Origin of the sequence: Azospirillum sp. RU38E (assembly GCF_900188385.1) — a bacterium.
Classification (GTDB): Bacteria; Pseudomonadota; Alphaproteobacteria; order Azospirillales; family Azospirillaceae; genus Niveispirillum.
This window is the reverse complement of sequence record NZ_FZOI01000026.1, coordinates 18,244-38,607: the sequence shown is the minus strand read 5'-3', so window position 1 is coordinate 38,607 and position 20,364 is coordinate 18,244. Positions and strand designations below refer to the sequence as shown.

Sequence of the window (20,364 nt, the reverse complement as noted above, 5' to 3'; positions counted from 1 at the left end):
CTACAGGCCCAGGACGGCCTTTGCCAGGATGTTGCGTTGAATCTCGTTGGTGCCGCCATAGATCGTCGTGGCGCGATCATGCAGATGTTCGCGGATCATGCCCGGCGCTTGGGGCAGGCCGACCGGTGCAGCCTGCCAGCCGGCATCCAGTGCGGGCGTCTGATAGACCAGCCCCTTGACGGCCAGCGCATCCACCATAGCGCCGGTCAGGCCCTGGATCAGTTCCGATCCCATGATTTTCAGGGCCGACACTTCCAGCCCTGGGGTGGAGCCGGCCTCGGCGGCGGCCAGATATTCGTTGCACACGGCCTCCAGCGCCAGCAGGCGGGCGCGCAGTTCGCCCAGCCGGCGGCGCCAGTGCGGATCATCCGCCAGCGCTTGCCCGCCGTTCTGAATATCCAGCAGCGTCTGGCGCAGCTGCTGCAGCAGGCGGGTGGATTTGCCCACCTCCGCCCCCAGCAGACGTTCATTATTCAGCAGGAACTTGGCATAGGTCCAGCCGCGGCCTTCTTCCCCCACCAGATTGTCAGCGGGGACGCGCACATCATCCAGAAACACCTCGTTCAGGTGATGGCACTTGTCGATGCTCTGGATCGGGCGGACCGTGACGCCCGGACTGTTCATGTCGATCAGCAGGAAGGAGATGCCGTTCTGCGGCTTGCCGTCGCTGCTGGTGCGCACCAGGGTGAACATCATGTCGGCCCATTGCGCCATGGTGGTCCAGGTCTTCTGGCCGTTCACCACATAATGGTCGCCATCGCGCACGGCGCGCGTCTTGATGTTCGCCAGATCAGACCCGGCCCCCGGCTCCGAATAACCCTGGCACCACCAGGTATCGGTGCTGCGGATGCCGGGCAGGAAGCGGTCCTTCTGTGCCGGGCTGCCGAAGGTATAGATGACCGGCCCGGCATAGCAGACACCAAAAGGGGTCAGCCAGGGGGCACCCGCTTTGCTGGTTTCATCGTCAAAGATGGCGCGTTGCAAGGGCGTCCAGTCCTGGCCGCCATATTGGCGCGGCCAATGGCCAACGATCCAGCCCTTATCGAACAGGATTTTCTGCCAGCGCACATAATCCTGCTTCTCCAGATGCTGGCCGGCCAGCACCTTGGCGCGGATATCACCGGGTAGGGCTGTTTCGCAAAAGCGCCGCACGTCCCCCCGGAATGCCTGGATGGCCGGGTCGCGCATGAGGTCGATCCCCAACATGGCCTTCCCCCGTTTTGTTATGATTGATGAGTCATAAATCAGGTTAGATCGGGTGCGCGGGTTCGTCAACGGTCAGAAGCAGGTTTGTGACGATTTTTGCGTTGACTGATGAATCAAGGATCAATCATTATTCCTGTTATAAACCTTTGCTCCATGCCGCTTTCGCGCAGGATGAAGCCATGCAAGTCGACGCTTCCCCATCCGATGTGACCTATCACGATCTGCTGCCCGCCGATGATCTGCCGCCCGGCCAGATGCGGCTGTTCACCATCGCGGGGGAGGAGGTGCTGGTGTGCAGTGCGGTGGGCGGCTTCTTTGCTGTGCGCAACCGCTGTTCCCATGCGGAATCACCGCTGGAGGGCGGGCGGTTGCGGCAGAACAGCATCTCCTGTCCGCTGCATGGGGCGCGCTTTGACCTTCCCACGGGGCGGGCGCTGGGCGGCACCGGCTACCGCCCGCTGACCTGCTTCCCGGTGAAGGTGGAAGGCGGGCGGGTGCTGGTGGGGGTGAAAGGGTAGGCGGCTGTTAGAACGCCGCCGTCTCCACGCTGCGCCCCGTCACCCAGCGGATGCCCCGGCGCAGCAATTCATAGAAAACCGGGCTTTGCCAGGAACAACGCTCATTATGGGGATATTCCTCCATCAAGGGGCGCAGATCATGCTTGCCCCGGCAATGGCCCAGCACCAGATACAGCACTTGGCCCGGCCCATGGTCGCGCAAATACAGGACCGGATGGTCCGCCTCCGGCCAATCCTCCTGCACGAAGGGGGCGCAATTGCCGCCCCAGCGTGTGTGCAGCAGGGTGCGATTGCCGGGGTTGACGCTGCCCAGATACAGCTCATCCTCCACCCAGAAATTCTTCAGGCCGCGGGTCAGCGGATGGGTGCTGTCCGTCACCTGGATTTCATAGCGGCAGATGGGCGGATGGGCGCGGAACTGGCTGCCCAGCATGTCCGACAGGTCGGCATCCAGATCAGGGCAGTCGATGCGCCCATCATCCAGGAATTTGATGGTGGAGTTGGTGCCGTGCAGGGCGAACCATTTGCCACCCTTGGCCAGGAAGCGGCGCAGGCCTGCCTGTTGTTCCGCCGTGGGCAGCACGTCACAGGTATAAGTGATCAGCACATCCGCCGCCGCGATCTCATCGATGCGACTGTAATCGGGCCCCACCTCCACGCGGATATCCTCATGCTCGGCCAGCAACTTCAGCAGCTCCAGCCGGGCGAAATTGATGTCGTGATATTTGCCGCCGGCAACCAGATAGACGTCGATCCTGCTGGACATGTCGATCTCTCCCGTTGCCGTTACAGCTGCACGCGCTTGGTGTAACCGCCATCAACCACAAGGTTGACGCCTGTGACCCAACTGGCAAGCGGGCTGGACAGGAAGGCGACGCAGTTGGCCACTTCCTCTGGCGTGCCCAGCCGGCCCGACGGCTGGGCGGCGAGGGTGGCGGCGTAAAGCTCCGGCGCGCCCTCCTTGATCCCCTCCCAGGCCCCGCCGGGAAACTCGATCGGGCCGGGGGAGACGACATTGACCCGGATGCCGCGCGGCAGCAGCGTCTGCGAAAGCTGTTTGGCATGGACAATCAAGGCCCCCTTCATGGCGTTATAGGCCATGGGCGCCATGAAGGTTTCCACCGCTGCCGTGGTACCGGTGATGGTGATCGCCCCCTGGCCGGAGGCTTCCAGCGTGGGCAAGGCGGCCTCAATGGCGCGCAGCGTGCCCAGCACGTCGATGTTATAGGCGTCGTGCCAGCTCTGCTCTCCATTCAGGCTGCCGCCGGCCGACACGTTGGGGATTAGAATATCGATCCCGCCCAGCGCATCGCCCATGCGGGTGACCCAGTTGCTCACGGAAGTCGCATCGGCGGCATCCATGGCCGCCCCCACCACCTTCACACCCAGGCCGGACAGGTCCGCAATAGCGGCCTCCACCTCATCCGCCTTGCGCGCACCGATGGCGATGGCGCAGCCCTCCCGCGCCAGGGCCTCGGCAATGCGGCGGCCGATGCCGCGTGTGGAACCGGTGATCAGCGCCCGGCGACCCGCCAGCTGAAGGTCCATCTGAAATCCTCCCGTTTATCTGATTGTCTTTTTGCGGGGCAGGGTAACGGCCCCTGCGGAATTGACAAGCACCCGCCTTCATCGTCATTATCATGACTGATGAATCAAAAGTCAACGCATCCACGCGGGTGGCAGCGTTGGCCCTATCCCCAGGCGGCAGACGAACGGAGGAACCATCATGGCGATGGAAGGCAGACCGCTTGCCGACAATGTCTTTACCTGGCCCAGCGATGATCCAGCTTTGATCGGTGGGGTTGATGCGCGCGGGCGCGTCCGCTTCCCCTTCATGGGCCGTCCGGGTGAACAGCCGGTCCAACTGGCACGCGAGGGCGTGTTGTGGAGCTGGACGGTACAGCGCTTCCTGCCCAAGCAGCCGCCCTATCTGGGGCGGGAAACCAAGGCAGAGTTCCAGCCGTTCGCGCTGGGCTATGTCGAACTGCCGGGGCAGGTGCGGGTGGAAACACGGCTGGTGGATTGTGACCCGGCGGATTTGCGCATCGGGATGCCGATGCGCCTGACCATCCGCCTGCTGTTCCGCGATGAACAGGGGCAAGACCTGTTGATGTACGCGTTCCGCCCGGCGGCTTGAGCAGAAAAAAAGAGGGGAGGGTTGTGCCATGTCGGATGTGGCGATTGTGGGCATTGGCATCCATCCGTTTGGGCGGACGCCGGACCGCACCGGGTTGGAACAGGGGGCCTTTGCCGTGCGTCAGGCGCTGGGGGATGCCGGTATTGGCTGGGGCGATGTGCAGTTTGCCTATGGTGGCAGCCAGGATGGCGGCAATGCCGACACGATGGTGGAGGAACTGGGCCTGACCGGCCTGCAATTCATCAATGTCGCCAATGGCTGCGCCACGGGGGGCTCGGCCCTGATCTCCGCCTATGGGGCTATCCGGTCAGGGCAATATGATCTGGGGCTGGTGGTCGGGTTCGACAAGCATGAACAGGGATCGTTCCGGGTGCGCCCGTCCGATTGGGGCCTGCCGGAATGGTATGGGGAGGTAGGGTTTGCCCTGACCACCCAGTTCTTCGCCATGAAAATTCAGCGCTATATGGCCCTGCATGGCATCACCGATGATGCCTTGATCCGCGTGGCGGAAAAGGCTTTTGCCAATGGAGCGCAGAACCCGAATGCATGGCGGCGCCGGGCGCTGTCCTATGCGGAGATTGCGCAATCAACGATGATCAGCGATCCGCTGCGCCAATATATGTTCTGTTCGCCGGGGGAAGGGGCGGTGGCCCTGATCCTGGCCAGCCCGAAAAAGGCGGCACAATTGACACAGCATTCCGTGTGGCTGAAGGCGGCGGCCATGCGCACGCGCGGTGCCGGGTCGTTTGAGGTGTTCAGCCCCAGCCTGTCGGTGGAAGATGGAGAGGGGGCCACCCCCATCGCCGCGCGGGCCGCCTTCGCCATGGCCGGCATTGGGCCGGAGGAGATCGACATTGCCCAGCTTCAGGATACCGAAAGCGGGGCCGAGATCATGCATATGGCCGAAAACGGTTTCTGCCGGGATGGGGAGCAGGAAAAATGGCTGCGCGACGGCATGACCCGGCTGGATGGCAGGCTGCCCGTCAATACCGATGGCGGCTGTCTGGCCAATGGGGAACCCATCGGGGCGTCGGGCCTGCGCCAAGTTTATGAGACGGTCCTGCAATTACGCGGGCAAGCCGGGGCGCGGCAGGTACCGAAGCCGCTGCGCACCGGGTACACCCATGTTTATGGGGCACCGGGGGTTTCGGCGGTGACGATCCTGGCGCGGTAGTGTGGGGGAGCGCCGGTTCCAATGCAGCCAACCGTCACCCCGGCGCAGGCCGGGGTCCAGTTCGTGGAGCAATATGCCCTGCAATCCTGGACCCCGGCCTGCGCCGGGGTGACGGAGTAAACAGATAACATGTTGATAATAAAAACTTTTAGGCGTTCCACAGCCCATAAACCGCGTCCCCCGGCGCGTGGCCGCCCCGGTGCTGCATCAGGGCGAAAACGCCCTGATCCCAGCAGACGGTGCGCGCTGGGCTGGCGTTCCAATCCATCAGATACTGGCGATGGCTGAATTTCCACAGGCCCTCCCGGCGCTCATACCGGTCCAGATAGCGGCCATAAAGGATGCTGTCCGTGTCCGCCCCGGATGCTGCGGCCAGCGTCAGGCTGTAGATTTCCCCCACTGCCTGATCGCCGCGAATGTCAAACCATTCATTGCCGGCCATGTGGAAGGACCGGGCCAGCCCGCCGGTCGCCCCCACCGCCAACCCGCAGAATTCGGCCGCCGACCCGGTGAAATAGCCAAAATCGACGGTGGCATCGGGGTGCCAGAGGCTACGCAACAGTGCCTCATCCGCCCGATCCACCGCCCGGTTATAGGCCATGTTCAAATCATGCAGTGCCTGCTTGGCCAACAACGTATCCAGATCATTCATGCTGTTGTTTCCCCTCAGCTCAACAATCCCAGCGGCTGCTCCAGATGCTGGCGCAGGGCTGCCAGGAAGCGCGCACCCACGGCCCCATCGATGGCGCGATGGTCGCAGGAGAGGGTCACCGACATCACCGACCGGAAGCGCACGTCCCCATCCGGCCCTTCCTGCGCCTCTCGCCGCGTGGCGCCGACGGCCAGAATGGCAGCCTGGGGCGGGGCGATGATGGCCTGGAAATCCCGGATACCGAACATGCCCAGGTTGGAAATGGCGAAGGTCCCTTCGCTTAAATCCGCCTGGGTCAGCCGCCGGTCGCGGGCACGCGATGCCAGCGCTGCCGCCTCTGCCGCGATGGTGCGCAAGGGTTTGCCCCCGGCATCGCGCAGCACGGGCGTGACCAGCCCGCCTTCAATCGCCACGGCCACGGCGATGTTGGCCTGGGTGAAACGGCGCATCCCCTCTTCGGTGAATTGCACATTCACATCCGGCACATCGCCCAGCGCCAGGGCGCTGGCACGGATGATGAAATCATTGACGGAGATTTTTGGCCCCGGCAGCCCGTTCAACTGACCCCGCAGGGAAAGCAGATCATCCATGACAATGTCGGCCGTCAGATAGAAATGCGGCACGTCCCGCTTGGCCGCCGTCAAGGCCGTGGCGATGGCGCGGCGCATGGCGCTGTGCGGGATCAGATCGCTGTCAGCAGTCGGCGCAGGGGCTGGCGGCGGGGAGGCTGCGGCGTTGCGCACATCTTCTTTCGTCGCGTGGCCCTTCGGTCCTGTCGGCGTTACGCTGGACAAGGGGATGCCTAAATCCGCCGCCAGCTTGCGCGCGGCCGGCCCGGCGGGTGGGGTGGGGGCTGGTGCGGGTGTCGGGGCCAGGCCGCTGGCAGCGGCGTGCCGCTCCACATCCTCCACATTCACCCGCCCGTTGCGCCCTGTCCCCGCCAGGCGGGACAGGTCAATGCCCAGCCGGTTGGCCAGCCGGATGGCGTGGGAGGTGGCATGGATCGACCGGTTGTCGATGGTCGCGGGCGCGGTGTTTGCTGGCGCTGATGCAGGATGGGCGGCGAGATAGGCTTCCACATCTTCCTGATTGACGCGGCCATTGCGACCGGTGCCGGTAATGCGTGACAGGTCCACCCCATGCCGATTGGCGATGCGCCGGGCGATGGGGGTGGCCGATACGGTCTCGTTCCGGCGTTCCAGATCGGGGTCGCTCTCCAATGCTGGGGCATCTGGCGCAACAGCTGGTTCAGGGGCAGCCGGTGCCGGTGCCGCCGCTGGCGCGGGGCCTTCCCCCCGGATGAAGCGGTCGATATCAGCGTCCGTCACGCCGGCATCGGCGACGATGGCGATCAAGGCACCCACGGGCAGGGTCTGGCCCACGGGGGCGACGAGCCGGCGCACCGTGCCTTCCAGATCGGATTCCAGCGTGTTGACGATCTTGGCGGTTTCGATATCGACGATTTCCATGCCGCGGGAAAGGGTCTGACCCTCTGCCACATGCCAGTTGGAAATCGTCCCTTCCGACATTTCCAGGCCCCATTTGGGCATGATGATCGGGGTGATGGCGTTCATCGCGTCGTTCCCCCTTTATCAGCGGCTGCCAAGCACTTTGCGGATGGCGGCTTCAATCTTCTCTGGTGAGGGCAGATAGGCGGCCTCCAGTTCCCGCGCGAACGGCACCGGTGTGTGCGGGGCGGTCACCTGGATGATCGGGGCTTTCAGGTGGTGGAAGGCCTTTTCCGCCACCATGGCGGCGATATCAGCGGCGACGGAGCAGCGCGGCGGGCTTTCATCCACCACCACCAGCCGGCCCGTGGCCCGCACGCTTTCCAGAATGGTTTCCTCATCCAGCGGGCTGGTGGTGCGCGGATCGATCAGGTCGCAACTGATCCCTTCCGCCGCCAGCTTGTCCACGACGCCGATGGCCAGCGGCACCATGCGGGCCAGGGCGACCACAGTGACATGTTCCCCCTCGCGCACCATCGCGGCCTCGCCAAAGGGGATGGTGTAATCCCCGTCCGGCACCTCGCATTCATCCATATAGAGCGATTTATGCTCGAAGAAGATCACCGGATCATCGTCGCGGATGGCGGTCAGCAACAGGCCCTTGGCGTCATAGGCGTTGGACGGCACCACCACCTTCAATCCTGGAATGCCCGTCAGCATGGGATAGATCGTCTGGGAATGCTGGGCCGCCGCATTCATGCCGCCGCCGCAGGTCATGCGGATAACCAGCGGTGTGCGCGCCTTGCCGCCAAACATATAGCGGAACTTCGCCGCCTGATTCAGCAACTGGTCCAGGCAGACGCCGACGAAATCGGCGAACATGATCTCCGCCACCGGGCGCAGGCCGGTCAGTGCCGCCCCATTGGCAGCCCCGACGATGCAGCTTTCACTGATCGGCGTGTCGATCACCCGGTCTTCGCCGAACCGGGGCAGCAGCCCCTTGGTCAGGCCGAAGACGCCGCCGGCCGCCTCCCGCTCACCGGAGGTGCCGCCGGCCCCGCCGGAGACATCCTCCCCCAGCACGATCACGCGGGGGTCGCGTTCCATTTCAAGATGCAGGGCGTCATTGATCGCCTGGCGCATGGAAATCTTGGGCATGGGTCAGGCTCCCGCTCAATAGCTGATATAAACGTCGGTCAGGACGTCGGCGGCGGTGGGGGCAGGGGCGGCCACCGCTTCACGCACGGCCCGGTCGATCAGGTCGCGGACCTCGCCATCCACCTGATCCAGATCGCTGCCGGGCAGCAATCCTGTCTCCGTCACCCGCTGGCGGAAGATTTTAAGGCTGTCCTTCTCCGCCCGCAGCCGCGCCACCTCGTCCTTGGCGCGGTAAAGCTGGGGGTCGCCTTCGAAATGGCCGAAGAAGCGGGTGCATTCGGCATAGACGGCGCAGGGGCCGCCGCCATTGCGCGACAGTTCCGTCGCCTGACGCATCGCCTCATAGACGGAAAAGAAATCATAGCCATCGGCCTGGAACACCGGCATCCCGAAGCCTTCGGTACGCCGCACCATATCCCGGCTGCCCACGGCATAGCTGAAGCCGGTATGTTCGCTATAGCCGTTATTCTCCAGCACGAAGATTTTCGGCACTTTCAGCACCACGGCCATGTTCATGGCCTCGAAAACCGTGCCCTGGTTGCTGGCCCCGTCGCCACTGAAGGAGACGGCGACGCCGCCGGTCTTCAGCACCTTGGCGGTGATGGCGGCGCCCACGGCGATGGGCGGGCCGCCGCCGACAATACCATTGGCGCCCAACATGCCCTTATCCAGGTCGGCAATATGCATGGAGCCACCCTTGCCCTTGCACAAGCCATCCTGTCGGCCATAGATTTCCTTCATCATGCCGATGACGTCACAGCCTTTGGCGATGCAATGACCGTGGCCGCGATGGGTGCTGATGATCTTGTCCTTTTCCGTCAGGTGTTCGCACACCCCGACGGCCACCGCCTCCTGCCCCGCATAAAGGTGGGTGAAGCCGGCAATGCCACCGCGTTGGATATCGACATGGATCCGTTCCTCAAACTCCCGGATCGTCACCATCTGGCGGTAGGCCCGCAGCATCTGCTCGCGGCTGATCTGCATGGAAATCTCCCTGTTGCGTCAGGCAGAAGGGGCGGCCGTTCCCGCCATTTCCCGCTGCCCCGGACCTTGTCCGGCCTGTTGCCCGGTGGTCCGATCCTCCCGAATAATGATTTTTGATTCACTAGTCATTGTATCTTTCCGTTATCCTTCCGTCAACGCCACTTTCCGATATTCAACAGCCGTCTGGTGGGGCAACAGCCCGGATTGCAGCGCGCCCGCAACTGTGACAAAATGATTATAGAGTCATTAGTCATATATGCTGATGGCGCCTCCCTCCCGGACAAAAGCAAGGTTTGCCCGTGCCGCCCAGGAAAGCGAAAGCCACCGCCCCGTCGGATGAACAGGAACCGTCCCCCGGCCGCCGCCGGCGATCGGAAGCGCAGGTCCAGAAGAACGAGGAGACGCGGGCGCGGCTGCTGAATGCCGCCGCCCGCGTTATCGGCAAATATGGCTATGCCGGCTGTTCCATCGCCCGTGTCGCCGCCCGGGCCAAGGTGGCGCACGGCACCTTCTATCTGCATTTCAAATCCCAGCAGGATCTGTTCGACCAGTTGCTGCCCGCCCTGGGGGCGGAGATGCTGGAGGTGATCGGCAAGGCGGTACGCGACAGCAAAAGCCTGATCGAGCTGGAACATCGCGGGTTGGTGGCCAATTTCGATTATCTGGTGCAGCATCCCTATCTGCACCGGGTCACGTCGGAGGCGGAGCTTTACGCCCCCGTGGCCTATCGCCAATATTTTGAGGAACTGGCCAAGCCCTACAAGAAATCGCTGCGCCGGTCGATGGCGGCGCAGAGCCAGCCGGCCTTCAGTGAAGACCAGTTGGATGCCGTCATCTCCATGCTGCTGGGCGCGCGTTATTACCTGCTGACCCGGTTCTGTGTGGAGGGCAACAGTTTGAAACCGTTGACCCCGGAACTGACGCAAACCTATCTGCGCTTCGTCGCCGAAGGGTTGGGCGTGAAGCTGGACATGCCGGCAGAAGCGATAGCGGCGCCAGCGGCAGAGGTGGTGCCGCTGGCGCCGCGTCGTAAGCGCAAGGTGGCGGGGCAGGGGGACGATTAGAGTTTGTCAGGTTTACGCTGAATCACTCTCTACCGTCACCCCGGCGAAGGCCGGGGTCCATTTCGTAGAGCAAAGCGCCTTTGATTCTGGACCCCGGCCTGCGCCGGGGTGACGGTAGAGAAGGGACGATCGGTCCAATCTAAACCTGACAATCTCTAACCCCCCGCCGCCCGTGCGATCGATGCCGCCATTTCCTCCTTTGTCGGGTTGCGGCGCAGGGTCAGCCCGCCATTGACCTGGAGATTCTGGCCGGTCATGAAGCACTCGTCTGACGCCAGGAACACAGCCGCCGCCGCGATATCCTCCGACGTGCCGATGCGGCCCAGCGGATATTCCGGCAGGAAGGCTTCTGTCAGGCCGGGAATGGCCATATGCCCCGCCGTCATCGGTGTGGCGGTCAGGCCGGGGGAGATGGAATTGGCGCGGATCCCGCGCTGCCCGAATTCATGCGCGACGACGCGGATAATATGATCCGTCCCGGCCTTGGCCCCCATATAGGCGGCATGGTCGTTGAGCATGATGGTGGCGGTGGCGGAACTGATCTGGATGATCGATCCGCCCCGGTCCATGGCACCGATCACCGCCTGATAGAACATGAACGGCCCCTTGAACTGAAGCGCGCTCATCTGGTCGAACTCTTCCTCCGTCGTTTCCAGAAACGGCTTCAGCAGGCCCCAGCCGGTGGCGTTCAGGGCGATATCGACATGGTCCAGCTTCTCCTTGGCAAAGGCGGCCAGGGCGAAAACCTGTTCCCGGTCGGTGATGTCGCAAAGGGCTGCATGGCCGCCAATCTCCCCGGCCAGCCGTTCCAGCTCATCGCCTTTGCGGCCGGCGACCACCACCGTGGCCCCTTCGGCGGCGAAGCGGCGGGCGATGACTTGGCCCATATTGTCCCGATTGGCGGCACCGACGACGATGGCACCCTTGCCGGCAAGACGTCCCATCATGCCCCCCTTAAACCCAGTAGCGGACAGAGAAGGTGCGGGATTTGAAGGCCCATTGGCCGTCGATCTTCACCAGGATATCGTCATATTGCCCATGGGTACGGCGGGCCACGCCCTCGCTGTCGGTATAGGATTCCGCCGTATACATGCGCGCCGTCGCCTGATCGCCCGCCACCACGATGGAGCCGGGCAGCACCAGAAACACAATGTCGGGATAATGTTTCATCGCCGCCACCCAGGCATCAACGATGGTTTGTTTGCCCGACAGTTTCTCCATCCCCGGCACATGCGGCAGGCACCAGAAGCTGTCCTCCGCCCAGGTGGAGGCCCAGTCCTCGGCATTGTGCTGGTTGACGGCATCCGCATAGATTTCATTCAGCTCGCGGATGGCCAGACGGTCTTCCACCGGTCCCGTGAACGGCATTGTTTCCTCCCGATTTCCATGGATCACGGGGCCGGTTTGGCCGGTCGTGATGACATATTGTTGATTTATGATTCGTTAGTCAGAATGAAGCGCGGGTCTTGGCTTGTCAAGTCCGGGCGGGCGGTGAAATCCGGCTTCCTTTTGCCCCGGAAAGCCCGCAGCCCCTCAGCAAACTCGGCACCGTTAGCACGGGCGGTGAACTGGTCCTTTTCGGCCTGCAACTGCGCCAGGAAGGCGGCGGTCAGCGGCCCGCGCAGCAGGGCCTTGGCGGCGGCATGGGCACCCCGTGGGCCCGTGGCCAACCGTTGCGACAAGGCGTCCACCGTATTGGCCAGCGCATCGGCGGCCACCACCTGATTGACGATGCCCAGCCGGTGGGCCTCCGCGGCGCTGAACCGGTCACCCAGCATCACCAGTTCGCTAGCCTGCTTCAGGCCGCAGAGATGCGGCAGCATCAGGGTGGCCCCGCCATCCGGCGTGGCCCCCAGATGGCAATAGGCCAGGGAGAAGCCGGCATTCTCTGTGGCGATGGAAAAATCGCAGGCGGCCGCCAGCCCGATGCCGAAGCCGGCCACCGGCCCGTTGATGGCGGCGATCACCGGCTTCGGCATCCGCCATATCTGCGTGACCGCGCCATGGGCATGATCGATCAGCCGGTTGAAATAGGTGCTGCGGGCGGCGGCGGGGCCGTCCAGCGTCTGGGCAAATTCCCGCACATCGCCGCCGGCCATGAAGGCGCGGCCAGCCCCCGTCAGCACGATGACGCTCACCGCCGCATCCGCCGCCAGCCGCGCCAGGGTCTGATCCAGGGCGCTGGCCAGGGCCATGTCCAGGGCATTCAACGCGTCGGGCCGGTTGAAGGTGACATACGCCACGGCCCCCCGCTGTTCAACGCCGACCACATCTGCAATCGTCATGTCTCCTGCTCCTCCCTTTTGCCTTTGTCTGTCTGCGCCAGACGGCACTTGACCTTAGCCCCTGTCGATATGATTATGATCAATGAATCATAAGTCAATAAAGGAAGCGCCATGACCCTGATCCAGGTAACCGACCGTGATGGAACCCGGCACAGCCTTGACGCCCCCGATGGTGACAGCCTGATGGTGGCCCTGCGTAATGGCGGCCTGTCGGTGGAAGGTCTGTGCGGGGGGAACATGGCCTGTGGCACCTGCCATATCCATGTGCTGAATGCCATGGAGGGGCAGTTGCCGCCGATCAGCGCGGATGAGGCGGCCTTGCTGGCCGACCTGCCCGATACCATGCCGCAGTCGCGTCTGGCCTGTCAGATCCCGGTCGGCCCGGCGCTGACCGGCCTGTCCATCGTGGTGGCGCCGGATGACTGAACGGCCTTATTAGGCCGCCCCGGTTGAACCGCTGCCCCTTCCATTGCTATCATCGCCTTGAAATCAGCCTCGGCCGTCAGTCGTCCGGTGGCGAAGCAGGGTCAAGGAGTGGGGACGGTGGCGGTCAGCGCACAGGGGCGGAAACGGAAGCCGTCCGCCGAAAAGGTGGAAAAGAATGAGGCCACGCGCCTGACTTTGATCGAGGCGGCGGCCAAGATCGTCGGGCGTTATGGCTATTCCGGCTGTTCCATCGCGCGGGTGACGGCCAAGGCCAAGGTGGCGCACGGCACCTTCTATCTGCATTTCAAATCACAACAGGAACTGTTCGACCTGCTGCTGCCCACCCTGGGGGCCCGCATGTTGGACAAGATCAGCGACGCCGTGCGCAACGCCACCTCCCTGCTGGAGGTGGAGCGGCGGGGGCTGGAGGCGAATTTCGCCTATCTGGTGGCCCATCCCTATATGTACCGCCTGATGATGGAGGCGGAGCTTTTCGCCCCCACCGCCTTCCGTGCCCATGTCGACATGCTGCTGGAACGCTATGTCCGGTCGCTGCGGCGTAGCCTGAAGGACCAGGAACCGCCGCTCTATAGCGAGGCGGAATTGGAACAGGTGGCCAGTATGCTGATGGGCGCGCGCTCCTATCTGCTGATGCGGTTCTGCGCGGTCGATGGCAAGATCCGGCCCCTGTCGCCGGAGATGCTGGATACCTATCTGCGCTTTGTCGCCAATGGCCTGAAGGCCGGGCCGCTGTCCCCGATGCTGGCCGTGCCGGAAGCGGTCGCACCAGCGGCAGAGGCAGCGCCCAAACCCGTCCGCCGCCGCCGGGTTACGGCGGTGACGGACGCATAGGGCATCAGCGCCGACCCTCAATATAATCGTTGATCATCTCGTGGAACCGGCGGACCCGCGCTTCCTGCCCGGTCAGATAGGCATCCTTGAAGCCACGGGAGCGCAGGCCCCGCTGCTGTCCCACGGCGATGGAGAGATCCTGATCGGCGACAAAGCCCAGGCTCTGATCGCCATGGCTGAAGATTTCATGTTCTGCCTCGGCCAGGGGGCGCGGGCCCACGGGGGTCATCGCCTCCGTCTGGCCCGGCACCACCGGCACCATGAACCAATGGTCGAACAGGCATTTCTCCGGATCGGTCGGGTGCGGCTGCGGCCGCAGCAACTGGAACCCGTCCGCACTCATGGTCAGGGAGACATTGGGGAACAGGGTGTAATGGTGATAGTCGGTCAACTGGTCATCATCCAGCAGATCATAATGGGCAAAGCCGCGTTCCCGGCCCAGGCGTCGTTTCTGTTCCTGCAAGGCCCGGCGGGCATCGCGGGCATGGCCCTGAAAGGCGGCGGGGTCCAGATCCCAGGCGCGCAGGATATCATCCAGCGGCTGGGCCACGTCGGTGACGCTCTGCGCCCTTAATGAAGGCATCCCGCCCTTCATCCGCATCCGGTTATGGCCAGACGGGTAAAGGTCGAACAGCGTGTCCTGATAGGCATCCTCAATGAAGGTCGACAGTTCGGGATGCAGGGTCGGCAGATGGTAGCTTTCATTGAAATTGTCGTGAATGACCTTCCAATTGCAATTGACCTCTGCCGTCAGGTACAGCACGCGAACCTGCTGATCCATGCTGTATTTTTCAAATTGTGCGGCCACAGGGTCGAGATAGTGGCGCAAGGGTGGGGCTGCCGGGTCCATGTTGAACCAGACGAAACCGCCCCAGACCTCGCATTTTATGGCGGACAGCTTGACCTTGCCGCAGGGATTTCCCTGGGGGAAATCATCGGGGTCTTGAACCCGGCAGGTGGTGCCGGCCCGGTCGAACTGCCAGGAATGATAGGAACAGGTAAAGACCTTGGCATGGCCCAGATCGCCATGCACCAGCCGGTTCCCCCGATGGGGACAGACATTGTAGAAGGCGGCGACCGATCCATCCTCCTGCCGGACCATCAGGATGCTCTCCTGCCCGATCTCGTGGGTGATGTAATCGCCCGGCTCCGGCAGGTCCGCCGCCCAGCCCCCGATATGCCAGATGCGCGTCCACATCCGGTCCCATTCCAGGGCCATGAAGTCCCGGCTGGTATAACGGCTGCCGGTGATGGGATCGCCACGCAAGGGCGGCGGCGTGGGGGACGGCTCGACGGCGGGCTGGGGCGGCTGGCTGTTGATCACGGACATGGGGTTGCATCCTCCGCTGTTCGATTGCGGCCGGGTGCCGCTTATTTGTGATTGGTGAGTCATTGATCAATGTATGGCCGCGCGAACCCGTCGTCAACGACCCATGCAGGGCCGTTAGCCCAATGCCTTTGGATTGCTGATCGACAGGCGGGCGCGGGTGATGGTCAGCAGGGCCTGCCGCAAGGTGGCATCCGGGGCCGGTTCGTCGAACCGGCCGGCGTCAATGGCGGCACACAGGGCCGGGGCATCATCCTGGCCGATCAGGCCGGTCAGCGTTTCGGCGATGCGGCGCCGTGCCTCCGCTGCCTGCAGGTCGCGCAACACGATGGCCAGGGCGTTGGCCACCATCAGCCCGGTATAGCGGGCGTGATCGGGCAGGTTGGGCAGCAGCTCCGCCCGCAGGCTGGCCAGCGCGGTTTCCAGCAGGTTCTGGCTGTCTGGCAGATCACGGATCATGCGGCCGCCTCCATCTGGTCGATTTCCCGCAGCATGTCATGGGTAATTTCCGGCAGCATCCGGCCGGTCAGCGCCAGTTCCAGGGAGTGTTCCGCGCCTGAAACATGCCGTTTGGCCTGCTGTACCGCGATGGCGGCCCAGCGCAGATGGGCCATCACCTCCCACCAGCGCACGGCCTGATGGTTGACGGGGCGGCCGGTGGCCGCTTCATAGCCGGCATAGAAATCGGCGCGGTCGCCGATGCCGCCGGCTTCCTGGTCGCGCCGGCCAAAACGCCAGCAGGCGGCACAGAACCAGCCAATATCCTCCATCGGGTCGGACCAGCCGGCAAATTCCCAATCGATGATGGCGGTCAGCTTTCCCGCTTCCACCAGATAATTGCCGGTGCGGTAGTCGCGGTGCGACAGCACCAGATCGCCCACCGCCGGCCGCCGCCGATCCAGCCAGCGCAGGCCATAGGCCAGTGCCGGATCAAGCCCCGCCATTTCCCCCAGCCAACCACGATAGGCGGTCAGACAATCATCAAGCAGGTCAGCCGCCGGCAGGGGCAGGAAATCCAGCCCCGGCGCACCGGGGCGCAGACGATGCAGCCGGCCCAGCTGCTGCCCCAGATCATGGGCCAGCGCGGGGGAGGGGGGCGCCTTCACCAGCCGATGGCCAGCGGCCACCCCGCCCGCCCGCCGCATGATATAAAAGGGGCTGCCCAGCAAGGCGCCATCGCCTTGCACGAAAAGCGGTTCCGGTGCGGTGACGCCGGCATCGAAGGCGGCGCGCAGCACGGCCGCCTCCTGCGCCTTGGACAGGCTGGCGGAAACACCGCTGGGCGACCCGGCGCGGAACACCACCGGCTGACATCCGGCGAACGGCCCGCCCGCAATGATCAAATCCATGGAAAGATTGACGGAGATGGCACCGCCCGACAGGCGGCGCACATCCGCCAGCCGTACCGTTGCGGCCCCGGCCTGCCCGGTCAGCCAGTCGGCCAATGCCTGCAACTGCTCTGGCGAAAGGGAGGGCACGCTCATGACCACCCCCAGAACGCGTCCCCTTCGGTCAGATAGGACCGGCTCAGCACCATCTTATGTACTTCCGAGGCGCCATCGACCAGCCGCGACTGCCGCGCATAGCGGTAAATCCATTCCAGCACCGTATCGCGGGAATAGCCGCGCGCCCCGCACAGCTGGATGGCGGTATCCACGGTGCGCGACAGCGTGTCGGCCACCTGCACCTTGGCCATCGACACTTCCTTGCGGGCGAAATGGCCGCGATCCAGTTCGGCGGCGGCCCGCATGGTCAGCAGGCGGGAAATCTCGATCTGCATCGCCGCTTCGCCCAGCATCCACTGCACCCCCTCATGCTCTGCCAGCGGCATTCCGAAGCTGTGGCGTTCCTTGACATAGGCGCCGGCAATTTCCAGGCAGCGCTTGGCCAGACCGGTCCAGCGCATACAATGGGTCAGCCGGGCGGGGCCCAGGCGGATTTGCGTGGCTTTCAGCCCGTCACCGACATTCATCAGCACATTTTCATCCGCCACTTCCAGCCCGTCGAAGATCAGCTCGCAATGGCCGCCATGTTCCTCCGGCCCCATGATGGGGATGCGACGTTCAATGCGCCAGCCGGGCTGGTCGCGGTCGAACAGGAAGGCGGTCAGGCCCTTGCGCGGATCGTCAGAGGTGCGGGCCAGCAGGATGAAATGCTGGGCGACGCCGGCCCCGGTAATGAACCATTTATGGCCATGGATGACCCAGCGCCCGTCCCGGCGTTCCGCCCGGGTGCGCATCATCGACGGGTCGGACCCGCCGCCCGGATGCGGTTCAGTCATGGCAAAGGCGGAGCGTACCCGCCCTTCGACGATGGGGTCCAGCCAGCGGCGCTTCTGCGCCGCGGTGCCCACCTGATTCAGCAGCCGCATATTGCCATCATCGGGGGCGGCAGCATTGAAGCAGACGGGGCCGAAGATGGAGCGGTTCATCTCCTCATAGCAGGCGGCAAGGCCGGTGAAGGGCAGGCCCTGGCCGCCGGCTTCCTGCGGCAGTTGCAGGGTCCACAGGCCGGCCGCCTTGGCCTTGGCGCGCAGGGCGGCCAACGGCCCGTCGGCAATATTCTCATGCGCGTCCCATTGGCTGCGGTCCGCCTCCACCGGCAGGATTTCCGTTTCCACGAAATCCCGGATGCGGCGGCGATAATCCTCCAGGGCGGGGGGCAGCGTGAAATCCATGTCGGCGGTCTTTCAAAAAAGAGCGAGCGCTCGTTTTATATCGCCTTTCGGCTTCGCCGGCAATGGCCGTTCATGCTATGTCGGGCAGCGAAGGGGGCCGGTATGGACAGTTACAGCACGTTCCAGCAGGAATTCGACCTATCGATGGAGGCGCTGTGTCGCCGCATTCTGGAGCGGCATCAGGCAACCATCCGGGTACGCAAGGCCGAGACGGCGGTGGCCAATCTGGCGCGGATCATTGAGACCACCCTGGTGCTGTCCAACCGCAACGGCTTCCATCCCATGTCGCTGCGCGACCTGTCGGAACAGTCGGGCCTGTCGATGGGCGCGCTCTACAGCTATTTCGACAGCAAGGACACGTTGCTACTGATGATTTTGGGGCAGGTGGTGGATGCCATCGGTCTGGTGTTGACCGCACCGGATGTTGCGGCCGGTGATCCGCTGGCGCGGCTGCGCGCCCTGATGGCGCGCCACGTCTATCTGACCGAGGCCATGGGCCCCTGGTTCGTCTTCGCCTTCATGGAGGCCAAGGCCTTTGGCAAGCAGGGGCGGGCGATGGCGGTGGAAAGCGAATTATGGACGGAAGCGCTGCTGCGCGATGTCATCGCCGATGGCATCAATACCGGCCGCTTCCGTCCCGTCGATCCGACGATGGCGGCCGCCCTGATCAAGCCGATGCTGCAGGATTGGTATGTGAAGCGTGCCAAGTACCGCAAGCGCGGGGTGGAGCCTGATGCCTTTGTTGCGGTGCTGGTGGATATGGTGGGGAATATGCTGCTGGCCTGATCCCACCGGTCCTAAAGCGCACCCTGTCGGGTGCAGGTGGTAAAAATACAGCGGCGCGGTTTCACGCCGACAGGCGTTTTTCCGCCAGATTGATCGGTGCCGGTGCCGATTCCGCCGCTGGCACCGGCGGCGTCTGATATTCCGGGGAACGACTGGGGAAACGGGCGAGGAACAGTGCCCCGCCCGTGGGCATGGGGCTGACGGTCAGGCTGCCGCCCAGCCGCTGGGTCACCTGGCAATAGGCCAGATAAAGCCCCAGCCCGCTGCCGCCCTGGGTCCGTCTGGTGGTGAAGAATGGTTCAAAAATATGCGGCATGGCGTCGGGCGCGATGCCCACGCCATTATCGCTCACCCGCAATTCCACCCAGCCTTCGGCATCCTGGCCCAGGGAAATCACAATCTCCCCCGCCTGTCCCCCTGGGAAGGCGTGGGTGATGGCATTGACCAGCAGGTTGGTGACCAGCTGCGCCACCGCATCGGGATACAGATCAACCGGCAGCCGGCTGGCCCCGGTCAGGCTGATCTTATGCGGTGTCTTGCGCGTCTGCGGCCGCAGGCTGATCAGCACCTCCTCAATATAGCCGACCAGATCGAATCGCCGCCGGTCCTGCCGGGTGCGATCCACCGCCACGTGCTTGAAGCTTTCGATCAGCCGGGCGGCGCGTTCCATATTGGATTGTAGGATGCGGGCGGCCAGCGCCGTCGCCTCGATATAATCCTGCATCTGTTCGCGCCGCAGGGTGGCCTTGGCCAGCCCATCCTGGATGCCGCGCGTTTCCTGCACCAGCCGGGTGGAGGCGGCAAGGGCGGTGCCCACCGGGGTTGCCACCTCATGCGCGATGCCGGCCACCAGCCTTCCCAGAGAGGCCATTTTCTCTGCCTGGATCAGTTCATCCTGGGTGCCGCGCAGCCGGGCCAGCGCTTCTTCCGCCTGACGGCGGGCCTCGCGCTCCCCCTGCATCACCCGGCGCAGATTGGTCATGGTGCGGGCCAGCAGGGCCGCCACGCCGACGCCTGTCAGGGCGGCCAGTATCAGCCCCGGTCCCGCCTGCATCAGGTAAAGCGTCAGCCCGGTGCCCGCCAGAACCCCCGGCAGCAGCTGCCGCCCCCCGAACCAGAGGATCAGCAGGGCAAAACCGGCGGGCAGCCAGATGGCCGGCAATGCCAAGTCGGCCGGCAGCGAAACCGTCCCCCCCAGCCATCCCACCGCCCCATAGGCCGGGAGAAGCAGCAGGTTGAGCAACAGCAGGCGCAGTTTCCCCACGAGACAGCCCCCCATTGGCCGGCCGGTCACCCCCCATATTGGTGCCCGACATTTGACTAATAGTTTAGACAATCTGGCGAATAAAGAAAACCAGCCTCTGTCCCTGATTGTTCGTTTATTGCTAAAAAGGTTGATATCGTATTCGGTACCATACCAAACTGTTACCATTGCAGCGCATGATGTTGCGCAAATGTGACGCCAGGGGCAAATGCAGTGCTGCATCGTCGGTTGCCCCTGGCGGTGGGCACGGTTTCGCGTATTGTCCGTCTTGCCTTGTGGCGAGCGATCGACGTCACAAAAGGATGGAACCTCGGGCGTGTCTCGCCGATCCGGGGATGATCATCTGAAGCCGGCGTGCCAGGCACAGCCGGCTTTTTCTTTGCTTTCAGCGATCTTTGCAAATCTC

General features: G+C 63.9%; 22 protein-coding genes. 7 read left to right on the top strand and 15 right to left on the bottom strand.

Annotation, left to right across the window (positions count from 1 at the left end; all coding sequences use genetic code 11):
• Complete coding sequence (locus tag CHB97_RS23900; protein WP_244559686.1) at positions 1–1,206, bottom strand: acyl-CoA dehydrogenase family protein; 1,206 nt, start codon at positions 1,204–1,206, stop codon at positions 1–3.
• Between the two features lie 179 nt (positions 1,207–1,385).
• Here CHB97_RS23900 and CHB97_RS23895 point away from each other — a divergent pair, with 179 nt between their 5' ends.
• Entirely contained in the window at positions 1,386–1,724 is a 339-nt protein-coding gene (locus tag CHB97_RS23895; protein WP_143271170.1) for a non-heme iron oxygenase ferredoxin subunit, read from the top strand.
• A gap of 7 nt (positions 1,725–1,731) precedes the next feature.
• Here CHB97_RS23895 and CHB97_RS23890 read toward each other — a convergent pair whose 3' ends face one another.
• Complete coding sequence (locus CHB97_RS23890; RefSeq protein WP_200820102.1) at positions 1,732–2,490, bottom strand: ThuA domain-containing protein; 759 nt, start codon at positions 2,488–2,490, stop codon at positions 1,732–1,734.
• Positions 2,491–2,510: 20 nt separating this feature from the next.
• Positions 2,511–3,272, bottom strand: a complete 762-nt coding sequence (locus CHB97_RS23885; RefSeq protein ID WP_089290534.1) for an SDR family NAD(P)-dependent oxidoreductase — start codon at positions 3,270–3,272, stop codon at positions 2,511–2,513.
• 178 nt (positions 3,273–3,450) lie between these two features.
• Between CHB97_RS23885 and CHB97_RS23880 the strand changes: the two genes are divergently transcribed.
• Positions 3,451–3,861, top strand: a complete 411-nt coding sequence (locus tag CHB97_RS23880; protein WP_200820101.1) for a Zn-ribbon domain-containing OB-fold protein — start codon at positions 3,451–3,453, stop codon at positions 3,859–3,861.
• A gap of 28 nt (positions 3,862–3,889) precedes the next feature.
• Positions 3,890–5,035: a thiolase family protein gene (locus CHB97_RS23875; protein ID WP_089290532.1), complete on the top strand. Its 1,146-nt coding sequence runs from the start codon at positions 3,890–3,892 to the stop codon at positions 5,033–5,035.
• A gap of 148 nt (positions 5,036–5,183) precedes the next feature.
• Here the strand turns inward: CHB97_RS23875 and CHB97_RS23870 are convergent, their stop codons facing one another.
• Genes CHB97_RS23870 through CHB97_RS23855 form a run of 4 tightly spaced genes read right to left on the bottom strand, consistent with a single transcriptional unit; the run spans position 5,184 to position 9,277 of the window.
• Complete coding sequence (locus CHB97_RS23870) at positions 5,184–5,687, bottom strand: nuclear transport factor 2 family protein (protein ID WP_089290531.1); 504 nt, start codon at positions 5,685–5,687, stop codon at positions 5,184–5,186.
• A 14-nt stretch (positions 5,688–5,701) separates the two neighbouring features.
• Entirely contained in the window at positions 5,702–7,261 is a 1,560-nt protein-coding gene (locus CHB97_RS23865) for a 2-oxo acid dehydrogenase subunit E2 (RefSeq protein WP_089290530.1), read from the bottom strand.
• An 18-nt stretch (positions 7,262–7,279) separates the two neighbouring features.
• On the bottom strand, positions 7,280–8,293 hold the full coding sequence (locus tag CHB97_RS23860; protein WP_089290529.1) for an alpha-ketoacid dehydrogenase subunit beta: 1,014 nt from the start codon (positions 8,291–8,293) through the stop codon (positions 7,280–7,282).
• Positions 8,294–8,308: 15 nt separating this feature from the next.
• Entirely contained in the window at positions 8,309–9,277 is a 969-nt protein-coding gene (locus CHB97_RS23855; RefSeq protein WP_089290528.1) for a thiamine pyrophosphate-dependent dehydrogenase E1 component subunit alpha, read from the bottom strand.
• Positions 9,278–9,576: 299 nt separating this feature from the next.
• On the opposite strand from CHB97_RS23855, the gene CHB97_RS23850 reads away from it, so the two are divergent.
• Positions 9,577–10,341 (top strand): TetR/AcrR family transcriptional regulator, encoded by a 765-nt coding sequence (locus CHB97_RS23850; protein ID WP_160106218.1) that lies wholly within the window; start codon positions 9,577–9,579, stop codon positions 10,339–10,341.
• Positions 10,342–10,496: 155 nt separating this feature from the next.
• On the opposite strand, the gene CHB97_RS23845 is transcribed toward CHB97_RS23850, so the two are convergent.
• From CHB97_RS23845 to CHB97_RS23835, 3 genes are all read right to left on the bottom strand, one after another.
• Positions 10,497–11,288: an SDR family oxidoreductase gene (locus CHB97_RS23845; protein WP_200820100.1), complete on the bottom strand. Its 792-nt coding sequence runs from the start codon at positions 11,286–11,288 to the stop codon at positions 10,497–10,499.
• 7 nt (positions 11,289–11,295) lie between these two features.
• Positions 11,296–11,709, bottom strand: coding sequence for a nuclear transport factor 2 family protein (locus CHB97_RS23840; protein WP_089290526.1), 414 nt, complete (start codon positions 11,707–11,709; stop codon positions 11,296–11,298).
• 65 nt (positions 11,710–11,774) lie between these two features.
• Positions 11,775–12,626 (bottom strand): enoyl-CoA hydratase/isomerase family protein, encoded by an 852-nt coding sequence (locus CHB97_RS23835; RefSeq protein ID WP_089290525.1) that lies wholly within the window; start codon positions 12,624–12,626, stop codon positions 11,775–11,777.
• A 111-nt stretch (positions 12,627–12,737) separates the two neighbouring features.
• Between CHB97_RS23835 and CHB97_RS23830 the strand changes: the two genes are divergently transcribed.
• Entirely contained in the window at positions 12,738–13,052 is a 315-nt protein-coding gene (locus CHB97_RS23830) for a 2Fe-2S iron-sulfur cluster-binding protein (protein WP_089290524.1), read from the top strand.
• Positions 13,053–13,169: 117 nt separating this feature from the next.
• On the top strand, positions 13,170–13,904 hold the full coding sequence (locus CHB97_RS23825) for a TetR/AcrR family transcriptional regulator (RefSeq protein WP_244559685.1): 735 nt from the start codon (positions 13,170–13,172) through the stop codon (positions 13,902–13,904).
• Between the two features lie 4 nt (positions 13,905–13,908).
• Here the strand turns inward: CHB97_RS23825 and CHB97_RS23820 are convergent, their stop codons facing one another.
• The 4 genes from CHB97_RS23820 to CHB97_RS23805 all read right to left on the bottom strand — a co-directional run bounded on the left by CHB97_RS23820 (position 13,909) and on the right by CHB97_RS23805 (position 17,908).
• Positions 13,909–15,234: an SRPBCC family protein gene (locus CHB97_RS23820; protein ID WP_089290523.1), complete on the bottom strand. Its 1,326-nt coding sequence runs from the start codon at positions 15,232–15,234 to the stop codon at positions 13,909–13,911.
• Between the two features lie 114 nt (positions 15,235–15,348).
• Positions 15,349–15,690 (bottom strand): DUF6285 domain-containing protein, encoded by a 342-nt coding sequence (locus tag CHB97_RS23815; RefSeq protein ID WP_089290522.1) that lies wholly within the window; start codon positions 15,688–15,690, stop codon positions 15,349–15,351.
• Positions 15,687–16,715 (bottom strand): phosphotransferase family protein, encoded by a 1,029-nt coding sequence (locus CHB97_RS23810; RefSeq protein WP_089290521.1) that lies wholly within the window; start codon positions 16,713–16,715, stop codon positions 15,687–15,689. Before CHB97_RS23810 ends, CHB97_RS23815 begins: the two co-directional genes overlap by 4 nt.
• Positions 16,712–17,908, bottom strand: coding sequence for an acyl-CoA dehydrogenase family protein (locus CHB97_RS23805; protein ID WP_089290520.1), 1,197 nt, complete (start codon positions 17,906–17,908; stop codon positions 16,712–16,714). The genes CHB97_RS23810 and CHB97_RS23805 overlap by 4 nt, the downstream gene beginning before the upstream one ends.
• 102 nt (positions 17,909–18,010) lie before the next feature.
• Between CHB97_RS23805 and CHB97_RS23800 the strand changes: the two genes are divergently transcribed.
• Positions 18,011–18,694, top strand: a complete 684-nt coding sequence (locus CHB97_RS23800; RefSeq protein ID WP_089290519.1) for a TetR/AcrR family transcriptional regulator — start codon at positions 18,011–18,013, stop codon at positions 18,692–18,694.
• A 61-nt stretch (positions 18,695–18,755) separates the two neighbouring features.
• Here CHB97_RS23800 and CHB97_RS23795 read toward each other — a convergent pair whose 3' ends face one another.
• A complete protein-coding gene (locus CHB97_RS23795; RefSeq protein ID WP_160106216.1) occupies positions 18,756–19,958 on the bottom strand; it encodes a sensor histidine kinase in 1,203 nt (400 codons plus the stop codon).
• Positions 19,959–20,364 lie beyond the last annotated feature (406 nt).